The 20,661-nt window shown below is 34.0% G+C and carries 21 protein-coding genes; 2 read left to right on the forward strand and 19 right to left on the reverse strand.

The genetic code is table 11. The features are described from left to right. Nucleotides 1–23: 23 nt before the first annotated feature. From MKY04_RS20640 to MKY04_RS20670, 7 genes are all read right to left on the reverse strand, one after another. Complete coding sequence (locus MKY04_RS20640; protein WP_126295959.1) at nt 24–1,022, reverse strand: HAAS signaling domain-containing protein; 999 nt, start codon at nt 1,020–1,022, stop codon at nt 24–26. After that, nucleotides 1,009–1,356, reverse strand: a complete 348-nt coding sequence (locus MKY04_RS20645) for a PadR family transcriptional regulator (protein ID WP_126295958.1) — start codon at nt 1,354–1,356, stop codon at nt 1,009–1,011. The genes MKY04_RS20640 and MKY04_RS20645 overlap by 14 nt, the downstream gene beginning before the upstream one ends. A gap of 210 nt (nt 1,357–1,566) precedes the next feature. Further along, nucleotides 1,567–2,436 carry a DUF1259 domain-containing protein gene (locus tag MKY04_RS20650; RefSeq protein ID WP_126295957.1) on the reverse strand — a complete coding sequence of 290 codons (870 nt, stop codon included), beginning with the start codon at nt 2,434–2,436 and terminating at the stop codon, nt 1,567–1,569. A gap of 507 nt (nt 2,437–2,943) precedes the next feature. Beyond that, nucleotides 2,944–3,426 carry a hypothetical protein gene (locus MKY04_RS20655; RefSeq protein ID WP_126295867.1) on the reverse strand — a complete coding sequence of 161 codons (483 nt, stop codon included), beginning with the start codon at nt 3,424–3,426 and terminating at the stop codon, nt 2,944–2,946. A gap of 148 nt (nt 3,427–3,574) precedes the next feature. Continuing rightward, nucleotides 3,575–4,309 carry an SDR family NAD(P)-dependent oxidoreductase gene (locus MKY04_RS20660; RefSeq protein ID WP_126295866.1) on the reverse strand — a complete coding sequence of 245 codons (735 nt, stop codon included), beginning with the start codon at nt 4,307–4,309 and terminating at the stop codon, nt 3,575–3,577. Between the two features lie 565 nt (nt 4,310–4,874). Further along, on the reverse strand, nt 4,875–6,356 hold the full coding sequence (locus tag MKY04_RS20665) for a serine hydrolase domain-containing protein (RefSeq protein WP_126295865.1): 1,482 nt from the start codon (nt 6,354–6,356) through the stop codon (nt 4,875–4,877). Between the two features lie 222 nt (nt 6,357–6,578). Next, entirely contained in the window at nt 6,579–7,988 is a 1,410-nt protein-coding gene (locus tag MKY04_RS20670; protein ID WP_346235071.1) for a PLP-dependent aminotransferase family protein, read from the reverse strand. Nucleotides 7,989–8,124: 136 nt separating this feature from the next. On the opposite strand from MKY04_RS20670, the gene MKY04_RS20675 reads away from it, so the two are divergent. Then, on the forward strand, nt 8,125–9,021 hold the full coding sequence (locus tag MKY04_RS20675) for a DMT family transporter (protein ID WP_126295864.1): 897 nt from the start codon (nt 8,125–8,127) through the stop codon (nt 9,019–9,021). 336 nt (nt 9,022–9,357) lie between these two features. On the opposite strand, the gene MKY04_RS20680 is transcribed toward MKY04_RS20675, so the two are convergent. Together MKY04_RS20680 and MKY04_RS20685 are read right to left on the reverse strand one after the other, a co-directional pair. Then, entirely contained in the window at nt 9,358–9,816 is a 459-nt protein-coding gene (locus tag MKY04_RS20680) for a DUF523 domain-containing protein (protein WP_126295863.1), read from the reverse strand. A gap of 148 nt (nt 9,817–9,964) precedes the next feature. Further along, nucleotides 9,965–10,375 (reverse strand): Lrp/AsnC family transcriptional regulator, encoded by a 411-nt coding sequence (locus tag MKY04_RS20685; protein ID WP_126295862.1) that lies wholly within the window; start codon nt 10,373–10,375, stop codon nt 9,965–9,967. A 117-nt stretch (nt 10,376–10,492) separates the two neighbouring features. Between MKY04_RS20685 and MKY04_RS20690 the strand changes: the two genes are divergently transcribed. Continuing rightward, the gene (locus tag MKY04_RS20690; protein WP_126295861.1) at nt 10,493–11,254 is read left to right on the forward strand and encodes an MBL fold metallo-hydrolase; all 762 of its coding nucleotides are present in this window, start codon (nt 10,493–10,495) and stop codon (nt 11,252–11,254) included. A 50-nt stretch (nt 11,255–11,304) separates the two neighbouring features. On the opposite strand, the gene MKY04_RS20695 is transcribed toward MKY04_RS20690, so the two are convergent. From MKY04_RS20695 to nikA, 10 genes are all read right to left on the reverse strand, one after another. Beyond that, complete coding sequence (locus MKY04_RS20695) at nt 11,305–11,991, reverse strand: DUF3600 domain-containing protein (RefSeq protein ID WP_126295860.1); 687 nt, start codon at nt 11,989–11,991, stop codon at nt 11,305–11,307. Further along, entirely contained in the window at nt 11,984–12,508 is a 525-nt protein-coding gene (locus tag MKY04_RS20700) for a sigma-70 family RNA polymerase sigma factor (protein WP_126295859.1), read from the reverse strand. The genes MKY04_RS20695 and MKY04_RS20700 overlap by 8 nt, the downstream gene beginning before the upstream one ends. 320 nt (nt 12,509–12,828) lie before the next feature. After that, nucleotides 12,829–13,380: an RBBP9/YdeN family alpha/beta hydrolase gene (locus tag MKY04_RS20705; RefSeq protein WP_126295858.1), complete on the reverse strand. Its 552-nt coding sequence runs from the start codon at nt 13,378–13,380 to the stop codon at nt 12,829–12,831. Beyond that, nucleotides 13,373–14,056 carry a type 1 glutamine amidotransferase gene (locus MKY04_RS20710; RefSeq protein ID WP_185807807.1) on the reverse strand — a complete coding sequence of 228 codons (684 nt, stop codon included), beginning with the start codon at nt 14,054–14,056 and terminating at the stop codon, nt 13,373–13,375. The genes MKY04_RS20705 and MKY04_RS20710 overlap by 8 nt, the downstream gene beginning before the upstream one ends. Before the next feature lie 210 nt (nt 14,057–14,266). Beyond that, the gene (locus MKY04_RS20715) at nt 14,267–15,568 is read right to left on the reverse strand and encodes an MATE family efflux transporter (protein ID WP_346235072.1); all 1,302 of its coding nucleotides are present in this window, start codon (nt 15,566–15,568) and stop codon (nt 14,267–14,269) included. 172 nt (nt 15,569–15,740) lie between these two features. Continuing rightward, a complete protein-coding gene (locus MKY04_RS20720) occupies nt 15,741–16,502 on the reverse strand; it encodes an ABC transporter ATP-binding protein (protein WP_126295855.1) in 762 nt (253 codons plus the stop codon). Further along, nucleotides 16,499–17,299, reverse strand: coding sequence for an ABC transporter ATP-binding protein (locus MKY04_RS20725; RefSeq protein WP_126295854.1), 801 nt, complete (start codon nt 17,297–17,299; stop codon nt 16,499–16,501). Before MKY04_RS20725 ends, MKY04_RS20720 begins: the two co-directional genes overlap by 4 nt. After that, entirely contained in the window at nt 17,296–18,138 is an 843-nt protein-coding gene (gene nikC, locus MKY04_RS20730) for a nickel transporter permease (RefSeq protein WP_126295853.1), read from the reverse strand. The genes MKY04_RS20725 and nikC overlap by 4 nt, the downstream gene beginning before the upstream one ends. Continuing rightward, complete coding sequence (nikB, locus tag MKY04_RS20735; RefSeq protein WP_126295852.1) at nt 18,135–19,082, reverse strand: nickel ABC transporter permease; 948 nt, start codon at nt 19,080–19,082, stop codon at nt 18,135–18,137. The genes nikC and nikB overlap by 4 nt, the downstream gene beginning before the upstream one ends. Further along, nucleotides 19,083–20,588: a nickel ABC transporter substrate-binding protein gene (gene nikA, locus MKY04_RS20740; protein WP_346235897.1), complete on the reverse strand. Its 1,506-nt coding sequence runs from the start codon at nt 20,586–20,588 to the stop codon at nt 19,083–19,085. It lies immediately after the preceding gene. Nucleotides 20,589–20,661 lie beyond the last annotated feature (73 nt).

Raw genomic sequence — 20,661 nt, forward strand, 5'->3', positions numbered from 1 at the left:
CCTTACGTATAAGCACATATAAATTAATAGATGCTAGCCTTACGGAATCCATCATATACACTAATTGCCGCGGATAATATAAAGATAAAAATACCACCGCCAACTATCCATGCATTTAACTGCTGTGTAGTAATGTTAAACAGTTCAGCAGTATACACATTAAAGTCTTCGGTTAGTAGATTTGGATTTATGATTATTACTATAAATCCAATCGTTGCAACTAGCTGAAGAATAGCATTATATATTGCCATTCTTTTTGTCCATTGACCCTGAACCAATTTATAGAGTGCCAATGCTATTTCAAGACCAACCATTATGATAACAATTGGCCAATACTGAAGCAAAACTTCATGGTTGAAAGTCGGAGCTACAAATTGAAGTCCATCTCCGTTGTTTTCGTATATACCTACAAGACGATCTGCATAAAAATAAACAGTTGCCCAGATGGCAGTCCACATTAAACTTCCAAATACCTCAAACTTTGAAACGGCTTTTTTCTTAGGAATATACGCTATATTTTTCAAATCATCAGGAGTCCATTTTTTAAGGCTTGTTGTTAATGGCTGCTGATCTTTACCTTTGTCTGTTCTTTCTGCAATAGCAATCACAAGTGTTAACCAAAAGAATACATGTATTCCTACCTCAATGCTTCTCCATATGCCAAATGCAAATACATCTAAAACTACATTAAGAACAGCTTCCTTGCCATCGTATCCAATAAAATATTCGGCAATAATAGAAATTAACGAAACGATAACAGCAATTGGTAAAATCATTTTGAGCAGCGTTAAATATATATCAAAATAACGTGGACCAATTAGGTGTATTGGACGATCTAGATAACCGCTAGCCAATGATACTGGGCTTCCTAATTTCTCTAGAGCACCCTTTACATCATTTTCGCTGTAATCATCAGGCAGCATATCCTCTATCGTTGATCTTAACTCAAGTGATATATCCTCACGATTTTTTTCAGGCAGTCTTCGGGTAACTTCTTGAATATAAACTTCAATTAAATTCATCTTCTTCCCCCTCTTTTAATAAGCTATAAAGCTCTTTTGAACTTTTAATCCATTCTTCTTTTAACTGCATAAAGACTTCTTGCCCATACCCACTTAAAACATAGTACTTACGAGGCCTACTCTCAGATGTATCCCAACTACTTGATACCAATTCCTGTTTTTCTAACCTACGAAGCAATGGGTACAATGTACTTTGATCAATGGCAATACCTGAACCCTCCAGCAGCTGAACGAGTGAATAACCGTACTGAGGGGTTCTTAATTGACTTAAAACTGCTAATGTCAACGTTCCCCTCCTAAGCTCTGTCGTTAAAGAATTCAATAAATTACTCATTGCTCCACCTCATCGTCATTACTATATGTCATACAGTATTTGTTTTATACTATGCATCGTACACTATTATTGTTACAAAAGCAATTGAAATAAAAAACTTTATAAAGTAGTTAAGCAAAAAAAGAAACCACATATTAGATTGTCTAAAATGTGGCTCCTACTTACTTTTTTCACATGGATCAATGCCCATTGTAATATCAATAATTTTATTTAAAACCTTACAACTTTGTCAGTAAGTACTTCTAAAGCATCTCTTACATCTTTTGCAAAGTTAACTGGATTATCAATTTTTATAAAGTGGATATACATTAATCTTGGATCTTCAAACAACCAATGATTATGGAATGCTGTTACTAGAATATTATGTTTTCGGAGTTTACTAATGAATGGGTTTAGCTCTTCTTGAAGAATAACAGTCTCTCCGCTGCAAAGTGCCTTCCCGTCAGGTGTTAGTGATTCAAACACAAACATTTGAGGTAATAGCAGAAATGACCTGCCTCTCCTTCCTAAGACACAAGGTTTTATATTCAGCCTTGAATCCATGACTGTACAAACTCCATTTTCGAAAGTATGCATACCACCTAGTATTTTATGGAATGCTTCGCAAAGTTCTTCCGCGTTTTTATTTGAAGGTCGGAAAACATTTCGCGGACCGCCTAACTCTTTATTAGTCAATACTTTAAGCGCTTCTCTCACTTTTTTAGCAAAAGTTAGCGGCTCATCAATGGATTCGAAATGAATATACATAAGCCGAGGCTCGTCAAATAACCAATGATTGTGCAAAGCTGTTACAATAATTCCATTTTCCCTCAAGATTGAAATAAATGGGTTAATTTCTTCTTGGAGAATGACAGTCTCCCCTAGACATAACGCCCTACCTTCACGGTCTATGTTTTCAAATGAAAATGCTTGTGGTACAAACATAAACGATTCAGCTCTACGTCCCAGTACTATTGGATGTAAGTTTGTCCTAGAACGTGTTGCTGTACAAACTCCATTTATAACAGATGGCGTTGCACCTAAAATTTTAGCAAATTCCTGGCAAAGTGCACTAGGCTGAACAGTATTCATATCATTCATGTTTAATTTTCCTTTCCTATAAATTTACTTATAGTAAATACTATTCAAGTAAATTTATAGTACTAGGGCTTTGATACAATGCCTTAAGTAAATACCTTGATAACTGTTTGGTCTTAATTGTTTTGTACTATTTATCTCGCAAATTTAGTGGCATTTCATAAAAACTATTAAAACCTGCTTTGCACAGACAATTTCTATACTTCTTTTACTGGGATTACAAAAAATGGTCATCATAACATCAGTTCCTATGAGAAGGGTACCTTTTCAATATAATCATGATACAGCAAAAGTGGCAGTACAATTGTATTTGCAATACGAAACACTGTTTTTGGTAGTGGAAGCCCTAATCTCTTAGTGGAGAATATTTTTAAAGCAAAACGATTTTTGTAGTTTAAGACTTATAAACGGTTATATTAGGTAAGTTATTGAATATAATTCGGTATATAACTACGGTTATCCTTGGATAGATCAGATAAAAGATATTACATAATCCTTTACGATTCTTGTTTATTTTTTGAAAATAAATAACGCATCAATAACTAACAAAATAATAGATACACCTATTGAAATGGTTATGTTAACGCTATTATTCAAACTAATGATTATTCCAATTATGTAGAAGGCTGCTATCCTAGTTAAGGCTACAGATAAAATCGCATAGATATTTTCGCCAAATAAATATTCAAATAACTTTTCAAAGATATTATCAATTGTAAGCCAATAAATAAGAAAAAATATTCCTATAACAATTAATTGATTGGTAGTTATATTTAAAGAGAACAATGTATCCATAATTCTTGTAGATCCTATAACAAGAAATAAAAAGAATGCTACTACAGCTGTAATAATTAACGAAAACAAAAGCGATCCAAAAATAATTAGCAGTATACTATCTTTATTTTCTTCTTTTCGGTTTTCATTGTTTAAGAAAAGAAACAATAAAATGAATGAAAGAAACAATATAAAGGATAGAAAAATAGCTATTTTCAAACTATCTCCCCCTATGTAAAACCCTAGTATAGAACCCATTTTGAAAATAAAATGGATTCTTATCCATGAAGTCTAAGTTTTATAACAAATTCTTACACTTTCTATCTATGTTGTTCCATTAGCTCTTGCTATTCTAGGTAAGCTAGAGCTATCGAAGGTATCCTCCATTATTTATATCGAATGTTGCTCCAGTGTAGTGTCTGGATTTATCTGATAATAAGAATATGACAGAATGAGCCACATCTTCAGGCATTACAGGTGTATCAATAAGTTGATGACTTAAATACTCCTCTTTCCTCCAATTAGGAATTGAATCCATCATTGGTGTATTAACCATTGTAGGGGCAACGGCATTAACTCTAACGAATGGTGAGAAATTCATCGCACAACTCTTAGTTAGGCCTATTATAGCAGCCTTTGACAGCCCGTAAATTGCATCTGAGCTGCCTTCAATGCCTGACACTGAAGACATATTCACAATTACCCCCTTGCGTTTACTTTGGAGTAATTTCCTTCCCAACAATTGTGAGAAAAATATAAATCCCTTAATGTTTATATCTAATACTCTATCAATTTCATCTACTTGATAATCCAAAATATTCTTCGCCAAATATATTCCTGCATTATTAACTAAACTATCTACATCAGGATGTTCTATTTCAATAAGCATAAAAAATTTAGCAACTTCTTCATAATTACTTACATCTAATTGGTATGTGTGCAGAATCCCCTGATTGTCCATTGACCGTTTTAACTCATGTAAGGAGTTTTCATTAATATCACATGCAATTACTGAAGCGCCTTCATGCAAACATTGTTTCACGATTTCTTTTCCAATTCCCGAAGCGGCACCAGTTACTATTATCTTTCTATTTTTAAGCATTTATAAAAAATTCCCTCACTTTCTATAAAAATTTCCAAATTTAACTAAATTATATCATAGCATTACCTATTCTTATTTATAATCGCACCCATCTAAAGGTAAATTTATCCTCTTAAGCTATTTTTATATAAAAGAATTAATCATCCATACCTATCAATGCTTACACTTGAAATGTTAAATACATAAATAAAGTAGGAGCAAATTCGGTTAAGAACTCTCCTGCTTTTCTACTTTTCACTATAGGAGAGAAAAATTCGTTAAGTTACTCTTACTCATTTTTAAAACTTCACCAACTTCTGGATATTCATTTTTCCTTCTTAGTGATTACTAGCCTAGCCTATATAACAATTGTAAAATAAAAAAGTATACAACTTTTATAAAGTTTTTTTACATAAAAAAACCGAACAACCACATGCAAATCCATGCGATTGATCGGTCATTGATGTTTAATTTAGCTCCTTATATTAAGACAATTCCTTTGTAAAATACCTTTCCACTGTATCCAACAAATTGCTGCATCAAGACAATAGCACTCTATGAGTACAAAATTAAAGGAAGGTTATTTTTAAGGTGAGGTAACTTTTACTTTGTTGCGAATCATCTTGCCAACTTTCATTACTCCTATCAATAATAAAAGTATTGGGATTATGAATAATGCATGTCCTATTCCAGGAACAAATAATGTTACCGTGGACCAGGGAGTTATTTTAGGAATAAAATATAAAATAATCACTGGTATAAAAAAATTAATTAAAGTTATTGATAGTATATTTATAATAGTACGGATTCGGGTTGCTTTATGCTCTTTCTGTTTAAAAATCCTGTAAGTTGAAAAAGCAATCAAAGCTAAAACAATTAATATAACTATATCGATAATGATATATATAGTAAAAGGGTTGCTTTCATTGGAGATTAAGGGCTCTCCATTTTGAACAATATTATTTAAACCCGTCATGATGTTATCATATTGATCAACATTGAGGTAATCTAGGGAATTTATAAGTAAACTAATCCCATACTCACCATCAAGCACTACCTTTGAATAAGTATTTTCTGTAGAGCCATCATGGGATATTACATTATTATTTACAGTCCATCCCATTGCATAATAAGTATCCTCCCACATAAGAGAGGAGGGGTGATGCATTTCGTCCATTCTGTCTTTTGATAAAATGCTTTCTCCACTAAATTGCCCATTATTTAACTGTGCAATCATATAATTAGCCATATCTTCGGCACTTGAGATGATATATCCAGAAGGGATATTTCCTTCATGATTTAATTGCTCTGTTGGCACTTTAAATCCAAACATAGTTTGATACCCTGTTGCAATAGTGTTATTCACATCATCACGAGGATCAGCGTAACTATTGTTCATATGAAGTGGTTTAAAAATATGATTGTTTACATACTCTTTATATGGCATATTTGCTACATCTTCGATTACTAAACCTAAAATATCATAGTTTAGATTTGAATATTGATAAGTATCACCTACACCGTTTACTAATTGTATATTCTCCAAGCTTTCTATATGCTCTTTTAATGATTTATTACCCTCAGCTATTGAGCGTTGGCCGTCATACGTAGACAATTCACTCGTATGGTTTAATAAATGTTGAATTGTTATTTCTTTTGATGCATCCTTATCTGCTAAACTAAACCCAGGTAAATATGTGTTCACAGGTTCGGTCAATTCGAGTTTCCCTTGGTCCACTAATTGCATTATAGCGAGCGCCGTAAACGATTTACTTACTGAACCAATGACAATAGGAGTTTGCGGAGTCATTTTCTTGTCGGGGCCAGATTTGCCGTAACCCTTCAAATATTCAATTTGATCACCTTTAACAATCGCTACCGATGCACCAGGTATATTGAGCCTTTCTATTTCCCTATTAATAAATGCATCGATTTTAGAGCTATCTACACTGTTACCGGTTCCCACTGCCAAAGTAGATTGATTTACCGAAATAATCAAAAATAAACTAACTATTAGAATGAGTTTTCTTATGCCTATATGCTTTAATCCCCGAGTTATAATGTCCATAAATCCTCCAAAGTTTTTTACCTTGACTTCATAAATTTAATATACTTCTATATATCATTTTTACAAAAAAACGTTATCAAATTATGCATATTATGTAAATATCTTGTATTTTATTAACCATGCACATATTTAGACTGAATGCACAGTTAAAAATTTGGTCATAAAAAGCGAAAAAAACTTCATTTCAATTACATTGATCGAAATAAAGCTTTCCTTGAATAGTTATTGATTTTTAATAATTTCACATAATTCAAATATACCTTTTTTTATGTTATCCAGTGAAGCAAACCCATAGGATATCCGGATAAACTGTCCTGAGTGCTCAGCATAAATACTACCGGGATTTATTAGAATCCCTTTGGCTAATGCTTTCTCAAACAATCTCTTTACTTTAAAAGGTGATTTTATCCTAATCCATATGAAAAAACCACCTTTTGGAATTTCCCATGTAGCATATAAACCTAAATATTTATCTAAAGCATCCAAAGCCGTTCTTCTACGAATGCAAAGCTTTTCTCTTACATTTCCAACGTGAAGGTCATACAAATCACTGGATAGCCACTCTGCTGCAACAAGCTGAGACAACGTACTTGATCCGTAATCCAACTGCATTTTCAAATCAGCTAACCGGTTAATTACTGATTCTGTTCCAACTATCCAACCAATCCGTAATCCAGGGCTTAATGTTTTTGATAAACTTCCTAAATACAATACATTCCCATGAAAATCCATTGCCTTCAGTGGTTCCGGTGGCGGATTATCGATCCATAAATCGCGGTACACATCATCTTCTATTACAGGAAGTTGTTCTCTTACACAGTATTCAATTAACTCTTCTCTTCTTTTCTCTTCCATTAAAATACCTGTTGGATTATGAAAGGTTGGAATAGTATATAAAATATTTTTTCCTTTTTCTTTTGTTTGATAAATCGAGTCAATCATAAGACCTTTACTATCCATGGGAACTCCTTTCAAATCCATACCCATCGATTGAAATACAGTCAATGAATAAAGGTACGAAGGCACTTCCAAAAACACAGTCGATCCTTTTTTTAATAGACCAATAGAAATTAGATGCAGCGCTTGAAGGGCGCCTGAAACTACTAAAATGGATGATGGAGACGCGTTAATGCCTCTTACCTTTAGATAGTCGCTGATTGCTTGGCGTAGCTTTATATTTCCTTTTGGTTTTTCATATCCAAACGATGTCAACTGATTTGAAACCTTTTGAACGATGGATTTCATTTCTTCTAAAGGAAACATATCCGGTGATAGTTCCCCTTTTCCTAGTTGAATTAGATTATTATTAGATTCGGCTTCATTTATCTCTTGTACAGTTGAAACACTTGGTTTATGGATACCTAAGGAAACATTTTCATTCCAATTAGTTGAAAGTTGGTTTCCCATCAAATTCCAAGTATTATTAGTTACAACTGTCCCTTTTCCTGCTCGACCTTCAATCAGTCCTTCTGCCATTAATTCCTCCAGTGCTGTTATGACTGTACTGCGATTAACCTCAAAAAGTTTTGCCAAGTTACGCTGACTCGGTATTTGACTTCCTATCGCCCATTCACCTATAGAAATTTTTTCTTTTATAAAATCAACGATTAACTGGTATTTTGGTTTTTTCATATATACTCCTTTTTATCAAACCTTAACTGGTTGGTTTTTTTCTATTTAACCTGTTGAAGAAATTTTATCAAATTCGTATTAATATGAGAAAACATTAAGGGAAGTGGTTGGATTTAAAATTAATTGAGGTGTATTTATGTTAAAATCTTTTGATTTAAAAATAGTCTCTGCACATTTTATAACAATTTTTTTATGGGCATCTGCATTCACTGGAATAAGGGCTGCATTAACAGCATACTTGCCTGAACATGTATCACTTTTGCGCTTACTAGTTGGATCAATAGCTTTAATTTTTGTGGCAATTATTCAAAAAGTTCGTTTACCGGAACTAAAAGATATACCAATCATTCTATTACTCGGCTTTTTAGGGTTCTCGGTTTACCAAACAGCACTGAGTTTTGGTGAGCAAACAGTTAGTGCCGGGGTCGCTAGTCTATTAGTATCAACAACCCCAATATTTACAGCTCTATTGGCTTTATTATTTTTTCATGAGAAATTTGGACTTTGGGGATGGATTGGTTCATTAATTGGTTTTTCTGGTGTAGCATTTATCTCATTGGGCGGATTAACTGAGAGTTTTTCGCTTAACGCTGGAATTATACTAGTTTTAGCAGCATCCCTTTCAGAAAGTATTTACTTTGTTTTTCAAAATACTTATCTAAAAAAATATGGTTTTGTTGGATTTACTATCTATACAGTTTGGTCTGGCACTATTTTTATGATGATATTTTCACCCGGTCTTTGGGGTGCGATTTCTCATGCTCCAATTGATATAACACTTATAGTAGTTTATCTAGGCATCTTTCCTACAGTCATTCCTTATTTTACTCTAGCATATATTACCTCGCGAACCGGAGCATCAGAAGCAACAAGCTCTCTTTATTTAACTCCTGTTTTCGCTTTTGCTATTGCATGGATTTGGCTAGGTGAAGTTCCTCATTCTTCTGCAATTATCGGAGGTTTAATTACACTGTCCGGTGTATTTATTTCAAATATAAAGAAGGTAGATACTACTAAAGGGACAGGCCACTGAATAGTTCATAAATTATAAATTAGGGAGTTTAAAGTTCGAGTTTATTTAACACTGCCTTATTACTTTAAAAAAATAGTATTAAATAATTGTGGAAATGCTACCTCTAACCGAATGCAATACATTTCTTTTATTCTTGCAAGTTAAAGTTGTTAATAACGCTTTTAACTTCAGAGGGACTCAATGCTAAAATTGGAGGGAAAGGTGTCTAGATTGAAACAAAAAATTGAATTGCGTAAGAAATGCGCTGCTTTCTTTTGTTAATGCTTCATTCCTTTTTACTTAATAAACGGAATAAAGTATCTAATTTGGCTAGTGGTTAAATGAATTAACCTTGATTTAATCTAGTAACTCTTCAAGTTCTTGTTCGGATATAACTTTAATTCCATTCATCTCCAGCAAAGCTGTCGTTACGCCAACACCTGCTCTTTTTTCTCCAATAAACTTTCCATTATAGATTTTCTTGCTGCCACAAGAGGGACTATATTCCTTTAATACTACGTAAGTAGAATTCATTTCCTTTGCAAGTGCCAACGTTTTTTTAGCGCCACTTATGTATAATTCAGTTACATCATTTCCTGAGCGTTCCATCACCTTAGCTTTGCCGGATATCACATCAAACCCATCACCACCTAAAATTTCAGCTGGTTCTCTAGGTGTAACAAAACCACCTAAAAGCTCTGGGCAGACTGGGATTGCCTTGTTCTCATCAATCAATTTTTGAATTCGATCATTCAAGCAAGAAGTACCATTATATCTAACAGGATTTCCCGCTAAACAAGAACTAACTAAAATCATTTTAAAACTACACATCCTATCTAAGTAAGTTGTTTTTTAGATTGCCTTTAAATTCCCTTTCACCAACAGTCTAATCTTATAACCAGCTTAATACAATCAGCTCAACAAAAAAGAACGTTATTCTGTAAGAAACACATTATTAGTTCATTTACTTATTAATAACAATCGATAATTTATAGTTTGCATGTTTATTTAGGTCTTCCAAAAATTGATTTAATGCTTCATTAGTAGGAAATTTACATTCAAGGATATAACAACCGTCTCCACTAATTTTATAGTTATTGATTGTATATTTCTCGTGAGTTTTTATAAATGAAAGATAAGGCTGATGATTTATGGATTGTATAATGACTGTAATAAAAGCATGGATATTACATCCTAATTTAGCTTGATTAACTTTAATGGTATATCCTTCAATTACGCCATTATCCTCTAATTTTGCAACTCTTGCTGAAGCAGCTTGTCCAGTTAAATGTACTTTCTCTCCAAGTTCTTTCATAGTGATACGACTGTTCTTAGAAAGCTCATTTAAAATTTGTATATCAGTGTTATCCAGCATTTATTAGACTCCTTTCATTAATCAAGTGAAACAGCCAAAAGACTTGATTTCATCCATGTATTTATAGTTGGTCATAGTATAGACTATTCATAGTTTATTTGAAAGGAGTTAATTAATATGAACATACAATTAATTCGTAATGCTACACTCGTAGTACAATTTGCTAGGAAAAAGTTTCTCATTGATCCATTCCTTGCCGAGAAGGGAACTTACCCACCTTTCCCAAACTCATTGAGACAAGATCAATTTAATCCATTAGTAAGTCTGCCTATTTCCATTGATAAAATTATTGATAATATCGATGCTGTTATTGTTACTCACCTACATTTAGATCACTGGGATGATGCGGCTAAAGAAGCATTGCCAAAGGATATTAAAATGTTTGTACAAAATGAAGAAGATGCGATAGAAATTAAAAATGCTGGATTTTTAAATATAGAAGTTTTACAACAAGATACCGTCTTCGAAGGTATTCAATTAATTAAAACTAAAGGGGAGCATGGAAGAGGTGAAATTTTAAGCCTTGCTGGTCTAGTGTGTGGTGTTGTCTTTAAGCATCCAACTGAAAAAACATTATATGTAGCTGGAGATACGGTTTGGTATGAAGGTGTTCAGGAAGTAATTGGAACACTCAAACCAGAAATTATTGTCGTTAATGCTGGGGATAACCAATTCTTACAAGGCGGTTCTCTAGTAATGGGAAAAGAAGATGTTTATGAAGTGTATAATGCTGCCCCAAATGCTAAAATCCTGGCTGTTCACATGGAAGCGGTCAATCATTGGACGTTATCAAGAGAAGAATTACGAATCTTTATTAATGAAAAAGGAATCTCTTCTAATATATTAGTACCAAATGATGGTGAATCCTATTCATTTTAAAAGTAGAGACAGACAGAAAAATTAAATTTCTGTCTGTCTTTTTCTATAAATTAATATTCAATTTGTTTTTCATTTACATAATTTAAGTATTCTTGGGCTTCTATAAATTCCTCTTGCAATTCAGCAGGAATCATATCGATTTCTGGAGCACTTGAAACTCCTATTTGCGCCATAGTAGTTTCATAAGTCATTAATGCTTTTATATATTGATCATATTCTTCTTTTGTTAAAATATCTTTACTTGATGGTAGTCCATTTAATTTATCAAAGTATGGTTGGATTTCGTGCATTGCTATTTTAATTTCTTCCAATCGTTCGGCAGGTATTTGAGAATAATCTATGTTTCCATTTTTATCGCCATATTCAAGCTTTGCACTTGTGAACACATTTAATAGATCTTTAAATTGTTCAAATTGTTCTTGTCCTAACTCACCACTAGCTTGATTTAATTTTGCATCAAACAATAAGTAACTCTCCATTGTTGCACTAGCAACATGCTTTTTTAGGTTGTCAAAAGAACCATATAAGTCATCAGCAAGCAGCGCTTGATAAGCAAACGCACCTGTTGGAACCATTAAACAAGCTGCTATAACAGCTACTGCTAACCGTTTTTTTACAAATCGAGTTGCTCTTCCTCCCATTTCTTTTTTTGCTTTATTAATGCCCAGTTTACTTCTTTCGTGAAGCTCTACTGGGATTTCAATTTTTGTTAACTCTTGTTTAAATTGATTATCCATAATTCTCTACCTCCTTTAAATTTTGGCGAAGCTTATCCAAAGCACGATATAAAACAGACTTTGCTGTTCCAAGTGGGATGTCTAATATCTCTGAAATTTCCTTTATAGTGCGATCATCGTAATACTTTAATAAAATGATGCTTTTCTCATCCTCTTGTAAAGTATCCATCAGTTCATATAAAGATAAAGAAAGTGCGATGTCTTCATCTTCTTTCCCATTAAGTACTTCAAAGCTTGGGTTTAGTTGAATCACTTTTTTATTTTTATTAATTAAATTCAGTGCACTATTGATTGTTATCTTCATGAGCCATGTCTTGAAATACTCTGGATTTTTCAATGTACTGATTTTTTTAAATGACTGATAGGCTACTTCTTGAACAATATCTAAAGCGTCGTCTTTATTTTTCACATAGACATACGCCATTCGATAAATATCTTCTTCAAACTGCTGGAAAAGCATTAAGTAAGCTTTGTCATTTCCTTTTTGCGCTTTTTTTACTAAGCTTTCGAGCTTCATTGCGATTTCCTCCTTTCGTTTTGATTTACATATATTAGACAAACGAGAAGATTATTTGGCTTAAAATTTTTTGATTTATTTTACGAGTTGCGGTTTTGCTTGGACCATATAAGTGATTCTAGGCTGTGTTGCTATGAATTTTATTGAATATTTGTCCAACGAAACTGGATTGTCTTTTGTAGTTTAAATGCTTTTTTTATAATTTCTATCATAACGTTAACAGAAATACCCAATAAAAAAATCCCCCCTCTAATATAGAGAAGAGATTTATTAATCAAACTTTTTAATAGATTAACTGTTTACTTATTCCTAAATTCACACTAGCAAGTTCCCAACCAATTTGAGTTAATAAGCTTCTCAATAACTGGCATTTCAACAATTCCTTCACCTGATGAGAAGTGCCCTCCATGTGGTAATAAAATAAACGGACTTTCTAGTACATCCGCTAACTCATATGTAAATTTCCAATTAATAATTTGATCTGTTTTAGAAGAAATCACATAGGCATCTCCTATTAAATCTTTCCAGCTTACTTCTTTTAGTCCTTTAAAGTAAGGATTGAATTGTGGGAAAGCTTCTATTTCATTTTTAAAGCCAGATACTAAAATAGCCCCTTTGATTTTTATCCCATGGCGTTGCAAATATCTTAAAAATGTAATGCATCCTAAGCTATGGCATATAAAATAAGCATCCTTAGGAGCTTCAATCCCTCGCTCTAAATCTAAATCCCACTGCACTACATTAGCTTCAGTAGGGTTTGTGTACGGAATAATTTGAATATCAAATCGATTTTTATATTTCTGTTCAATGTTTGACAGCCAATTGATCTCTGGAGATCCTCCATAACCATCAATTAAATACAATCTATTCATATGATACTTCTCCCTTTATAGATGCTAAAGAATCTAATATTGTATATAACAGCTCTTTGTTTTCTTTTGGAATCTCAAATGAACTAATTTGTTCAGCACTTTGATTATAAACTGAATTATTTATAAAAGATGAATCATTTTGTACAATTTTTTGTAAACTCTCCCGATCAGTTTCAAGATGGAATTGTACACCAATTAAGTTTTCAAACATAATACCTTGGTTTTCACAATATGTATTTGTAAATAAACGTGTTGCTTTCGAAGGAATTGTAAATTGTTCTCCATGCCAATGTAGTACATTGAAATTTGTTTTGTTTGTTTGGAAAGGCGTATTTTTCAATGTTACCTCCCCCCAACCTACTTCTTTTTTACATGGTAAAACTTCTCCGCCTAGCACTTTGGAAATCTGTTGAGCTCCAAAGCAAACACCAAATACAGGTTTCTTTTTCCTAGCCATATTCTCAATTAATTCGCGTTCATCATTAATCCAAAAGTCTTCATCATTAACACTCATCGGCCCGCCTAAAACAATTAAAAATTCTATATTTTCTTCCTGAGGTATAGCAGCACCTTCAAAAATTTTATGAATTCGAAGTGAATAATTTCTGCTTAAAGCCCATGCAGCTATTAATCCAGGACCTTCAAAAGATACATGCTGAATAATATCGATATTCAAAATGGTTCATCTCCTAAATAATCTTTTACTATTATAATATTATCAAATTCGAACCTATCATGTGAATATCATCAACAGTCTACATTTAACTTCGATTAGATGCACGAAAAAGGTGCACAACCCGTTCTTAGGTTTGTGCACCTTATCTATACACCTCAAATTTCTATTTTAGTATTTTTAAAATACGCTTTATGTTTTTTAAACCTACGTTTAATTAAAAAGTTTACGATTTAAAGATGGAATATACATAGCTAAAAAAATAGAGCGACCTACACTAAATAAAATGAAAGCCAACCATAATCCGTGATTTTGAAGAGTAGGAATGGATATGTATAAAACTAATAGAAAAACTATTAATGCATAAATCATTGAATTTCGAATCGGTTTAGCTTCAGTCGCACCAGTAAACACACCATAAAGAACGAGTCCAAAGCTCGCGGATATTGGAAACAGTATAATCCATCCTTCATATGTGTCAATTAATTCAATAACGGTCTGCTTCTGTGTAAAGATAGGGATGATTAGCCCCTTGCATAAATAAAAAATTCCAGTAATAAGAACAGCAGCAAAAAATGCCCACTGACAGGATAATGATAATGTTTTATTATAAAGAACCTTATTATTGGAACCTATTGCTTTCCCAACATAAATACTCGAAGCATTAGCTAAGCCATCAAAAGCGTAAGCCATCAAATAATGGATTTGAATTAGGATTGCATTTGCAGCCAATGTTTCTGTCCCATACATTGCACCTTTTGCTGTAAATAAATTGAAAACAACAAGTAAACAGAAGGTTCTTATCATTAAATCTCGATTCATAACTACCATCTTTTTAAAAGGGACTGGATCCATAATCTCACTTTTTGAAGGAAAGCTAAATGATTTTGGCAGTAATTTTATTATTATGAATAAACTTAAAGCAAATGCTATTATTTCTGCTAAAAGTGTTGCTGCAGCTACACCAGATACGCCCCATAAAAAAACGTTAACAAACAAAACCGTTAATATAATATTAATAACATTCATAAATATTTGAAGTGTTAGTGTTAACTTTATCCGCGCTCTTCCAATTAACCAACCCATTACTACATAGTTCATTAGTGAGAATGGGGCTCCCCATATTCTGATCGAAAAATAATCAGATGCGAACTCAAAAACATCTGATGAAGGCCTGATGATTGCAAGTGCCAAATTTAGAATCGGCAACTGTAAAATAAGAAAACTAATTCCTATAATAAAAGCAATAAACAAAGGCCTAATTAGTGCAAGTGCTTGTTGCCTTTCATCATTAGCTCCTTGCGCTTGGGCTGCAAAACCAGATGTACTTACTCTTAAAAAGCCAAATAACCAATACATTGTATTGAAAATAATTGTACCGACTGCCACACCTCCGATATAAGCTGGATTTGGCAACTGGCCTACTACAGCCATATCAACTATACCTAATAAAGGTGTTGTTATAGTCGAAATAATGAGAGGGATTGCTAAGGCAAGATAAGTTCGATGATTCAACAGACTCCCTCCTGTTTTATTTTTGAATTCCTAACGTATCAGATAGAATCACAATGAATTTACTAATAATCTATTATTAAATTGAAATAGTAAATGATAGAAGAACATACCTAAGGATTTTACACTCTACCTAGTCTGTATTTGTATCTTTTGGAAGATGACTTTTTCATTTCTAAAAAATTGAAATAAGTTCTTTTGTATATGAATGCCGTTCTTCGCTAAACAGTTGATCACTACTAAATTGATCAATCAATTGCCCTTCTTTCATAACTAAAATTCGCTGACACATTTGGCTGACAGCAGCAAGATCATGTGAAATAAATAAATAAGAGAGATTTAAAGTTTCACGAAGCTTAGTTAATAAAGTTAGCACCGCCCTTTGTGAGATAACATCCAAACTTGCGGTTGGCTCATCTAACACTATAAGCTCCGGTTCGATACTAATAGCACGGGCAATCGTTACACGTTGCCGCTGTCCACCACTTATTTCATGAGGATATTTATCAGCCAAATTAGCAGGCAACTCAACAGCTTCAAGAAGTTGTTTTATAAAAGCATCCTTTGAAGTAAAAGAAAAATGACTAGGGGTAAGTTCCTTGTGAAATTGGGCGTATGGATCAATCAATGATTCCTTTATTTTTAGCTTTGGGTTTAAAGCAGCTGAAGGATTTTGGAATACAATTTGCATCTTTTTTCGATAAGGATGCAAACGACGTTCATCAAGACTTTCGATTGCTTCGCCCTTAAAATAAATCGAGCCGCTATCTATCGGTTCTATCCGCAGCAAGCAACGAGCCAATGTGCTTTTACCACAACCGCTTTCTCCAACTAGACCTAGACATTCACCCTTGTTCAGTCCGAATGAAACATGGTCAACTGCTTTTTTCCCTTCCTGATAGGATTTTGTCAGGTTTTTAATTGTAAGCATAGTCATACTTTGACTACCTCCTGTAACCCAGATGGCAGACCTTGACCAATAGTAGGTGCAGCTTGGATTAACTGTTTTGTATACTCATGCTTCGGATGGTCAAGTATACGATGTTTTCCGCCTGACTCAACAATTTCCCCATCCTTCATTACTGCTAAACGGTTAGCATAGCGTCTGACATACCGCCAATCATGAGTTATGAATAAAATTGCACATCCAGTTTCCTGTTGCTTTTTTGCAAGTAATTCTAAAATTCTATGTCCCAATACACTGTCAAGTGAGGTTGTTATTTCATCCGCAATTAATAAATCCGGAGACAACAAAAGTGCCATAGCAATTGATACCCGTTGAAGTTGTCCACCACTTAACTGAAAAGGGTATCTATTGTAAAAAGTTGCATCTAATCCAACAGATGCAAGTGCATCAATTGACTTTATTTTTCTGTTTTTAGCATCCAATATACCATGGGCTTTTTGATATTCCTGAAAATGTTGTCCAATTGTTCTAAACGGTGTAAAAGAGCCTTGATAATCTTGAAAAATGTAGGATAATTTTCTTCCACGAATTGTCCGCATCTGTTTAGATGATAATGTAAGTAAATCTTCCCCATTAAAGAATATATTTCCTTTAACCTGCAAATTAGCGGAAAGCATACGCCCTATCGCTTGTGAAAGTAAGCTTTTACCACTTCCACTTTGTCCGACAAGTGCGAACCATTCGCCTTCACTGATAGAGAGTGATACGTTATCAACTATTTTCCTTTCTCTACTTTGAATTGAAACTTGCTCAACTGATAAAGTCACTGCTGCACCTCTTTCTTAACATCAAAATGATCACGTAAGTAATCTCCCAGCATATTCGTTAATAGCACAACTACAACAATTGCTAATCCTGGATATATCATTAATTCAGGTCTTGATTGAAAATATGAGCGTGAGTCATTTAGCATCGCCCCCCATTCAGGCGTTGGGGGCTGCACACCTAGACCGATGTATGAAAAAGCTGAAATGAGCAAAATAATTTTACCTAAATCAAGACTAGCAAGCACTAGTACATGTCCGACAATGTGGGGTAATAAATGCTTTTGCATGATTTTCCTTGAAGAAAGGCCATTAATACGGGCAACCAAAACATAATCTTTTTGAGATTCGGATAAAACCGTACTTCTTACAAGGCGTGCATAACTTACCCATTTAATCATTACTATTGCTAGAACTAGATTGCCAATCCCCGGTCCAAGTAAACCGCTTAGGACAATTGCCACAATAGTATCGGGAAAGGCTAAAAATCCATCGGCAATTCGCATAAATATTCGATCAACTAATCCACGCTTATATCCGGAAATAAGACCAAAGGGAACTCCAATGATAAGTGCAATAATAAGTGCCAGTAAACTATAACCGATTGTTTGTTTAGCACCTAATAATAGTCTTGTTAGAACATCCCTACCAAGTTGATCTGTACCTAGCGGATGTTGCAGGCTCATTCCCTGAAGACGTTGATCGAGATTTGTTAAATTTGGATCATGTTTTAAATAGAAAAAAGTATATAGAGCAACTAAAAAGATAAAGATTACACATATTAAAGCAACCATACCTTGCCAACTGTACTTTTTAATGCTTGGTAATGAGAGTTCTTTCATCGATTGCTCCCCCTTTCTTTTAGTCTCATTTCAGGATTTAAATACCTGTAAGATATGTCCACACATGCATTTACAATAAAAACAATAATTGCCATGATTAGAATATATCCTTGTATAAGTGGATAATCGCGTTGACGAATAGCATCAACGACTAGTTTTCCTATCCCTGGATACGCAAATAAAACTTCAATAACTACAACCCCACCAATTAAACTTCCTAAACTGACTCCAAAAACGGTAATAACAGGTGGAAGACTATGTCGAAATGCATGTACTAAAAAAATACGTTTTTCTGATAATCCACGCGCTCTTGCTGCACGAATAAATTCCTGACCAAGCGAGTCAAGAAGGCTAGAACGAAGCAAACGAACATATACGCTTGAAATGGCTAGGCCAAGTGTTAATGAAGGTAAAATCAAGGAAATGAACCCATCTCTACCCATAGTCGGAAACCAGTTAACACGCACACCGAATAGTTCAATAAAAATAAGACCAAGCCAAAAACTTGGAATGGCTGCACCAAGTATTGACAGTGTTCTACTTACCTGATCAATCCAGCTATTCCGGTAAAGGGCAGATAGCGATCCTAGTGGTATCGATACAACAAGCATCACAATTAATGCACCAACGGATAATTCTATTGTGGCAGGCAGCCCAATTAAAATCATATCCATTACAGGTTGGCCAGTAACATACGATACACCGAAATCCAGCTTAATAAATTTAAGCAGCCAAAGTCCGTACTGGACGAGCAATGGCTTGTTGAATCCCATTTCTTCTCTTAATTCCTCAACTTGTTCCTGATTAACAGAAAGCTCATCAACATTTAAAATGGTCAAAACCGGATCACCAGGAGCAAGTCGGACAAATAAAAAGCTAACAAATGTAATAAACAACATGAAAATTAATATTTCAAAGAATTTACGAACAAAAATTCGAATCATTTACTTCACATCCAACTGATTAGTAATCATATAATATTCACTTCGTGTTGTCTGCCAGTTTTCTACTTTGTTTTCGTTGTAGGCAACAATAGTAGAAGGATGCAAAACAAATGAGTTGATTACATTGTCATGTACAAATTTTGCCGCCTGCTCTGCTAGAACGGCGCGATCTTCTTGACTAACAGTTTGATTGAGCTTATCAATAATTGCCGTTAGTTCGGGTTCATGAGCACCACTAAAATTAAGTGCACCCGTTGGATGATAGGTTGCATTAAAGTAGTAGCCTGCATCCCCCCTTGGAGCGGTTAAATTGCTATAAGTTGCTAAATCCCAATCACGGTTTGACGCCATATATTCCTCAGGGATATCGATTTGACGAATTTCTACATCAATTCCAATTTGTTTAGCATCCGATTGAAATACTTGAGCTATTAATGGCAAATCCGCTCTTGCACTGTAAGTTAAAAGTGTAAATTTGAGCGGTTCTCCATCTTTTTGCATTTTTCCGTCTTCAATTGAGTAGCCTGCTTCCTCTAAATATTTAATTGCTATATCCGTTCCAGTTTTGCTTTGTTCAAATGATGGAGCAAATGGCAAAGAGGGTAAAAATGGGCTAACAGCTGGTTCAGCGTAACCTAAAAGAATGTTATCAACAATTTTCTGGCGGTCAATCAATGCATCAACTGCACGACGAACATTAATATCCTGTAAACTTTTGCGTTCCATATTCATTGTCATTTGATGAACACGAAATGTTGCAGTAGATTCAACTTTTATCCCATCAAGTGCTTTTAATGATTCCAAGCTTTCTACCTCTGGACGATAAACAATATCTACTTGTCCTGACTTTAGAGCAAGAGAGCGGGCATTTGCATCCTCATTAAAAGAAAAAGTTACTGAATCAAGGTTAGAAGCTCCATCCCAATAATCATCATAACGCTCAAGCTCAAGTTTGCTTCCTGGTGAAAATGTCTTCAATATAAAAGGACCTGTACCAATTGGTTTATTGATAATATCCTCTTCTGTTACATCAATAATTGAAACATTGGGATTGACAAGCTCAGAAATAAACTCAGGAAAAGGTTCCTTTGTAGAAATATGTAGTGTGTATCCATCAGCTTCGATCTTTTCTATTTTGAGAGCATTCTGAATAGCAACGCTCTCTTCCAGGGCCCGTTCAAGAGAAGCTTTCACCGCTTCTGCATCCATTTTTTTACCGTTATGAAATGTAACATCTTCCCGAAGCTTAATAGTCCAATTTAGACCATCTTCGCCTTCCCAGCTTTCAGCAAGCCATGGTGCAACCGTTAAATTTTCTTCATCTAATCGTACTAATGTCTCAGTTATCCCAGCTCTTAGCGGAACATAACTAGAATCAACATGAGGATCCAATGAATTAGTAGAGAAATTATAGAGGAAATTGATATGCTTTTCTTTTGATTCTTCTTCAATAGTGTTTTCCGAAGAGCCCGTACAAGCACTTAATATGCATATGCATACCAACATGGCAGCGAATTGAAGGAAGTGACTTCCTGTGAATGAGCGAAGCCTCTTTATAATAGTTAAATTATACCTATCA

This window comes from Lysinibacillus telephonicus (assembly GCF_039654155.1).
GTDB classification, from domain to species: Bacteria; Bacillota; Bacilli; order Bacillales_A; family Planococcaceae; genus Ureibacillus; species Ureibacillus telephonicus.

Excerpts from the sequence above, each read along its gene's own strand:
- MKY04_RS20695 (WP_126295860.1), bottom strand. The coding sequence starts at position 11,991 with ATGGATAATCAATTTAAACAAGAGTTAACAAAAATTGAAATCCCAGTA.
- MKY04_RS20670 (WP_346235071.1), bottom strand. The coding sequence starts at position 7,988 with ATGAAAAAACCAAAATACCAGTTAATCGTTGATTTTATAAAAGAAAAA.
- nikC (WP_126295853.1), bottom strand. The coding sequence starts at position 18,138 with ATGAAAGAACTCTCATTACCAAGCATTAAAAAGTACAGTTGGCAAGGT.
- MKY04_RS20720 (WP_126295855.1), bottom strand. The coding sequence starts at position 16,502 with ATGACTATGCTTACAATTAAAAACCTGACAAAATCCTATCAGGAAGGG.
- nikA (WP_346235897.1), bottom strand. The coding sequence starts at position 20,588 with ATGTTGGTATGCATATGCATATTAAGTGCTTGTACGGGCTCTTCGGAA.
- MKY04_RS20675 (WP_126295864.1), top strand. The coding sequence starts at position 8,125 with ATGTTAAAATCTTTTGATTTAAAAATAGTCTCTGCACATTTTATAACA.
- MKY04_RS20645 (WP_126295958.1), bottom strand. The coding sequence starts at position 1,356 with ATGAGTAATTTATTGAATTCTTTAACGACAGAGCTTAGGAGGGGAACG.
- MKY04_RS20665 (WP_126295865.1), bottom strand. The coding sequence starts at position 6,356 with ATGGACATTATAACTCGGGGATTAAAGCATATAGGCATAAGAAAACTC.
- MKY04_RS20690 (WP_126295861.1), top strand. The coding sequence starts at position 10,493 with ATGAACATACAATTAATTCGTAATGCTACACTCGTAGTACAATTTGCT.
- MKY04_RS20700 (WP_126295859.1), bottom strand. The coding sequence starts at position 12,508 with ATGAAGCTCGAAAGCTTAGTAAAAAAAGCGCAAAAAGGAAATGACAAA.
- MKY04_RS20680 (WP_126295863.1), bottom strand. The coding sequence starts at position 9,816 with ATGATTTTAGTTAGTTCTTGTTTAGCGGGAAATCCTGTTAGATATAAT.
- MKY04_RS20660 (WP_126295866.1), bottom strand. The coding sequence starts at position 4,309 with ATGCTTAAAAATAGAAAGATAATAGTAACTGGTGCCGCTTCGGGAATT.
- MKY04_RS20640 (WP_126295959.1), bottom strand. The coding sequence starts at position 1,022 with ATGAATTTAATTGAAGTTTATATTCAAGAAGTTACCCGAAGACTGCCT.
- MKY04_RS20705 (WP_126295858.1), bottom strand. The coding sequence starts at position 13,380 with ATGAATAGATTGTATTTAATTGATGGTTATGGAGGATCTCCAGAGATC.
- MKY04_RS20685 (WP_126295862.1), bottom strand. The coding sequence starts at position 10,375 with ATGCTGGATAACACTGATATACAAATTTTAAATGAGCTTTCTAAGAAC.
- MKY04_RS20650 (WP_126295957.1), bottom strand. The coding sequence starts at position 2,436 with ATGAATGATATGAATACTGTTCAGCCTAGTGCACTTTGCCAGGAATTT.
- nikB (WP_126295852.1), bottom strand. The coding sequence starts at position 19,082 with ATGATTCGAATTTTTGTTCGTAAATTCTTTGAAATATTAATTTTCATG.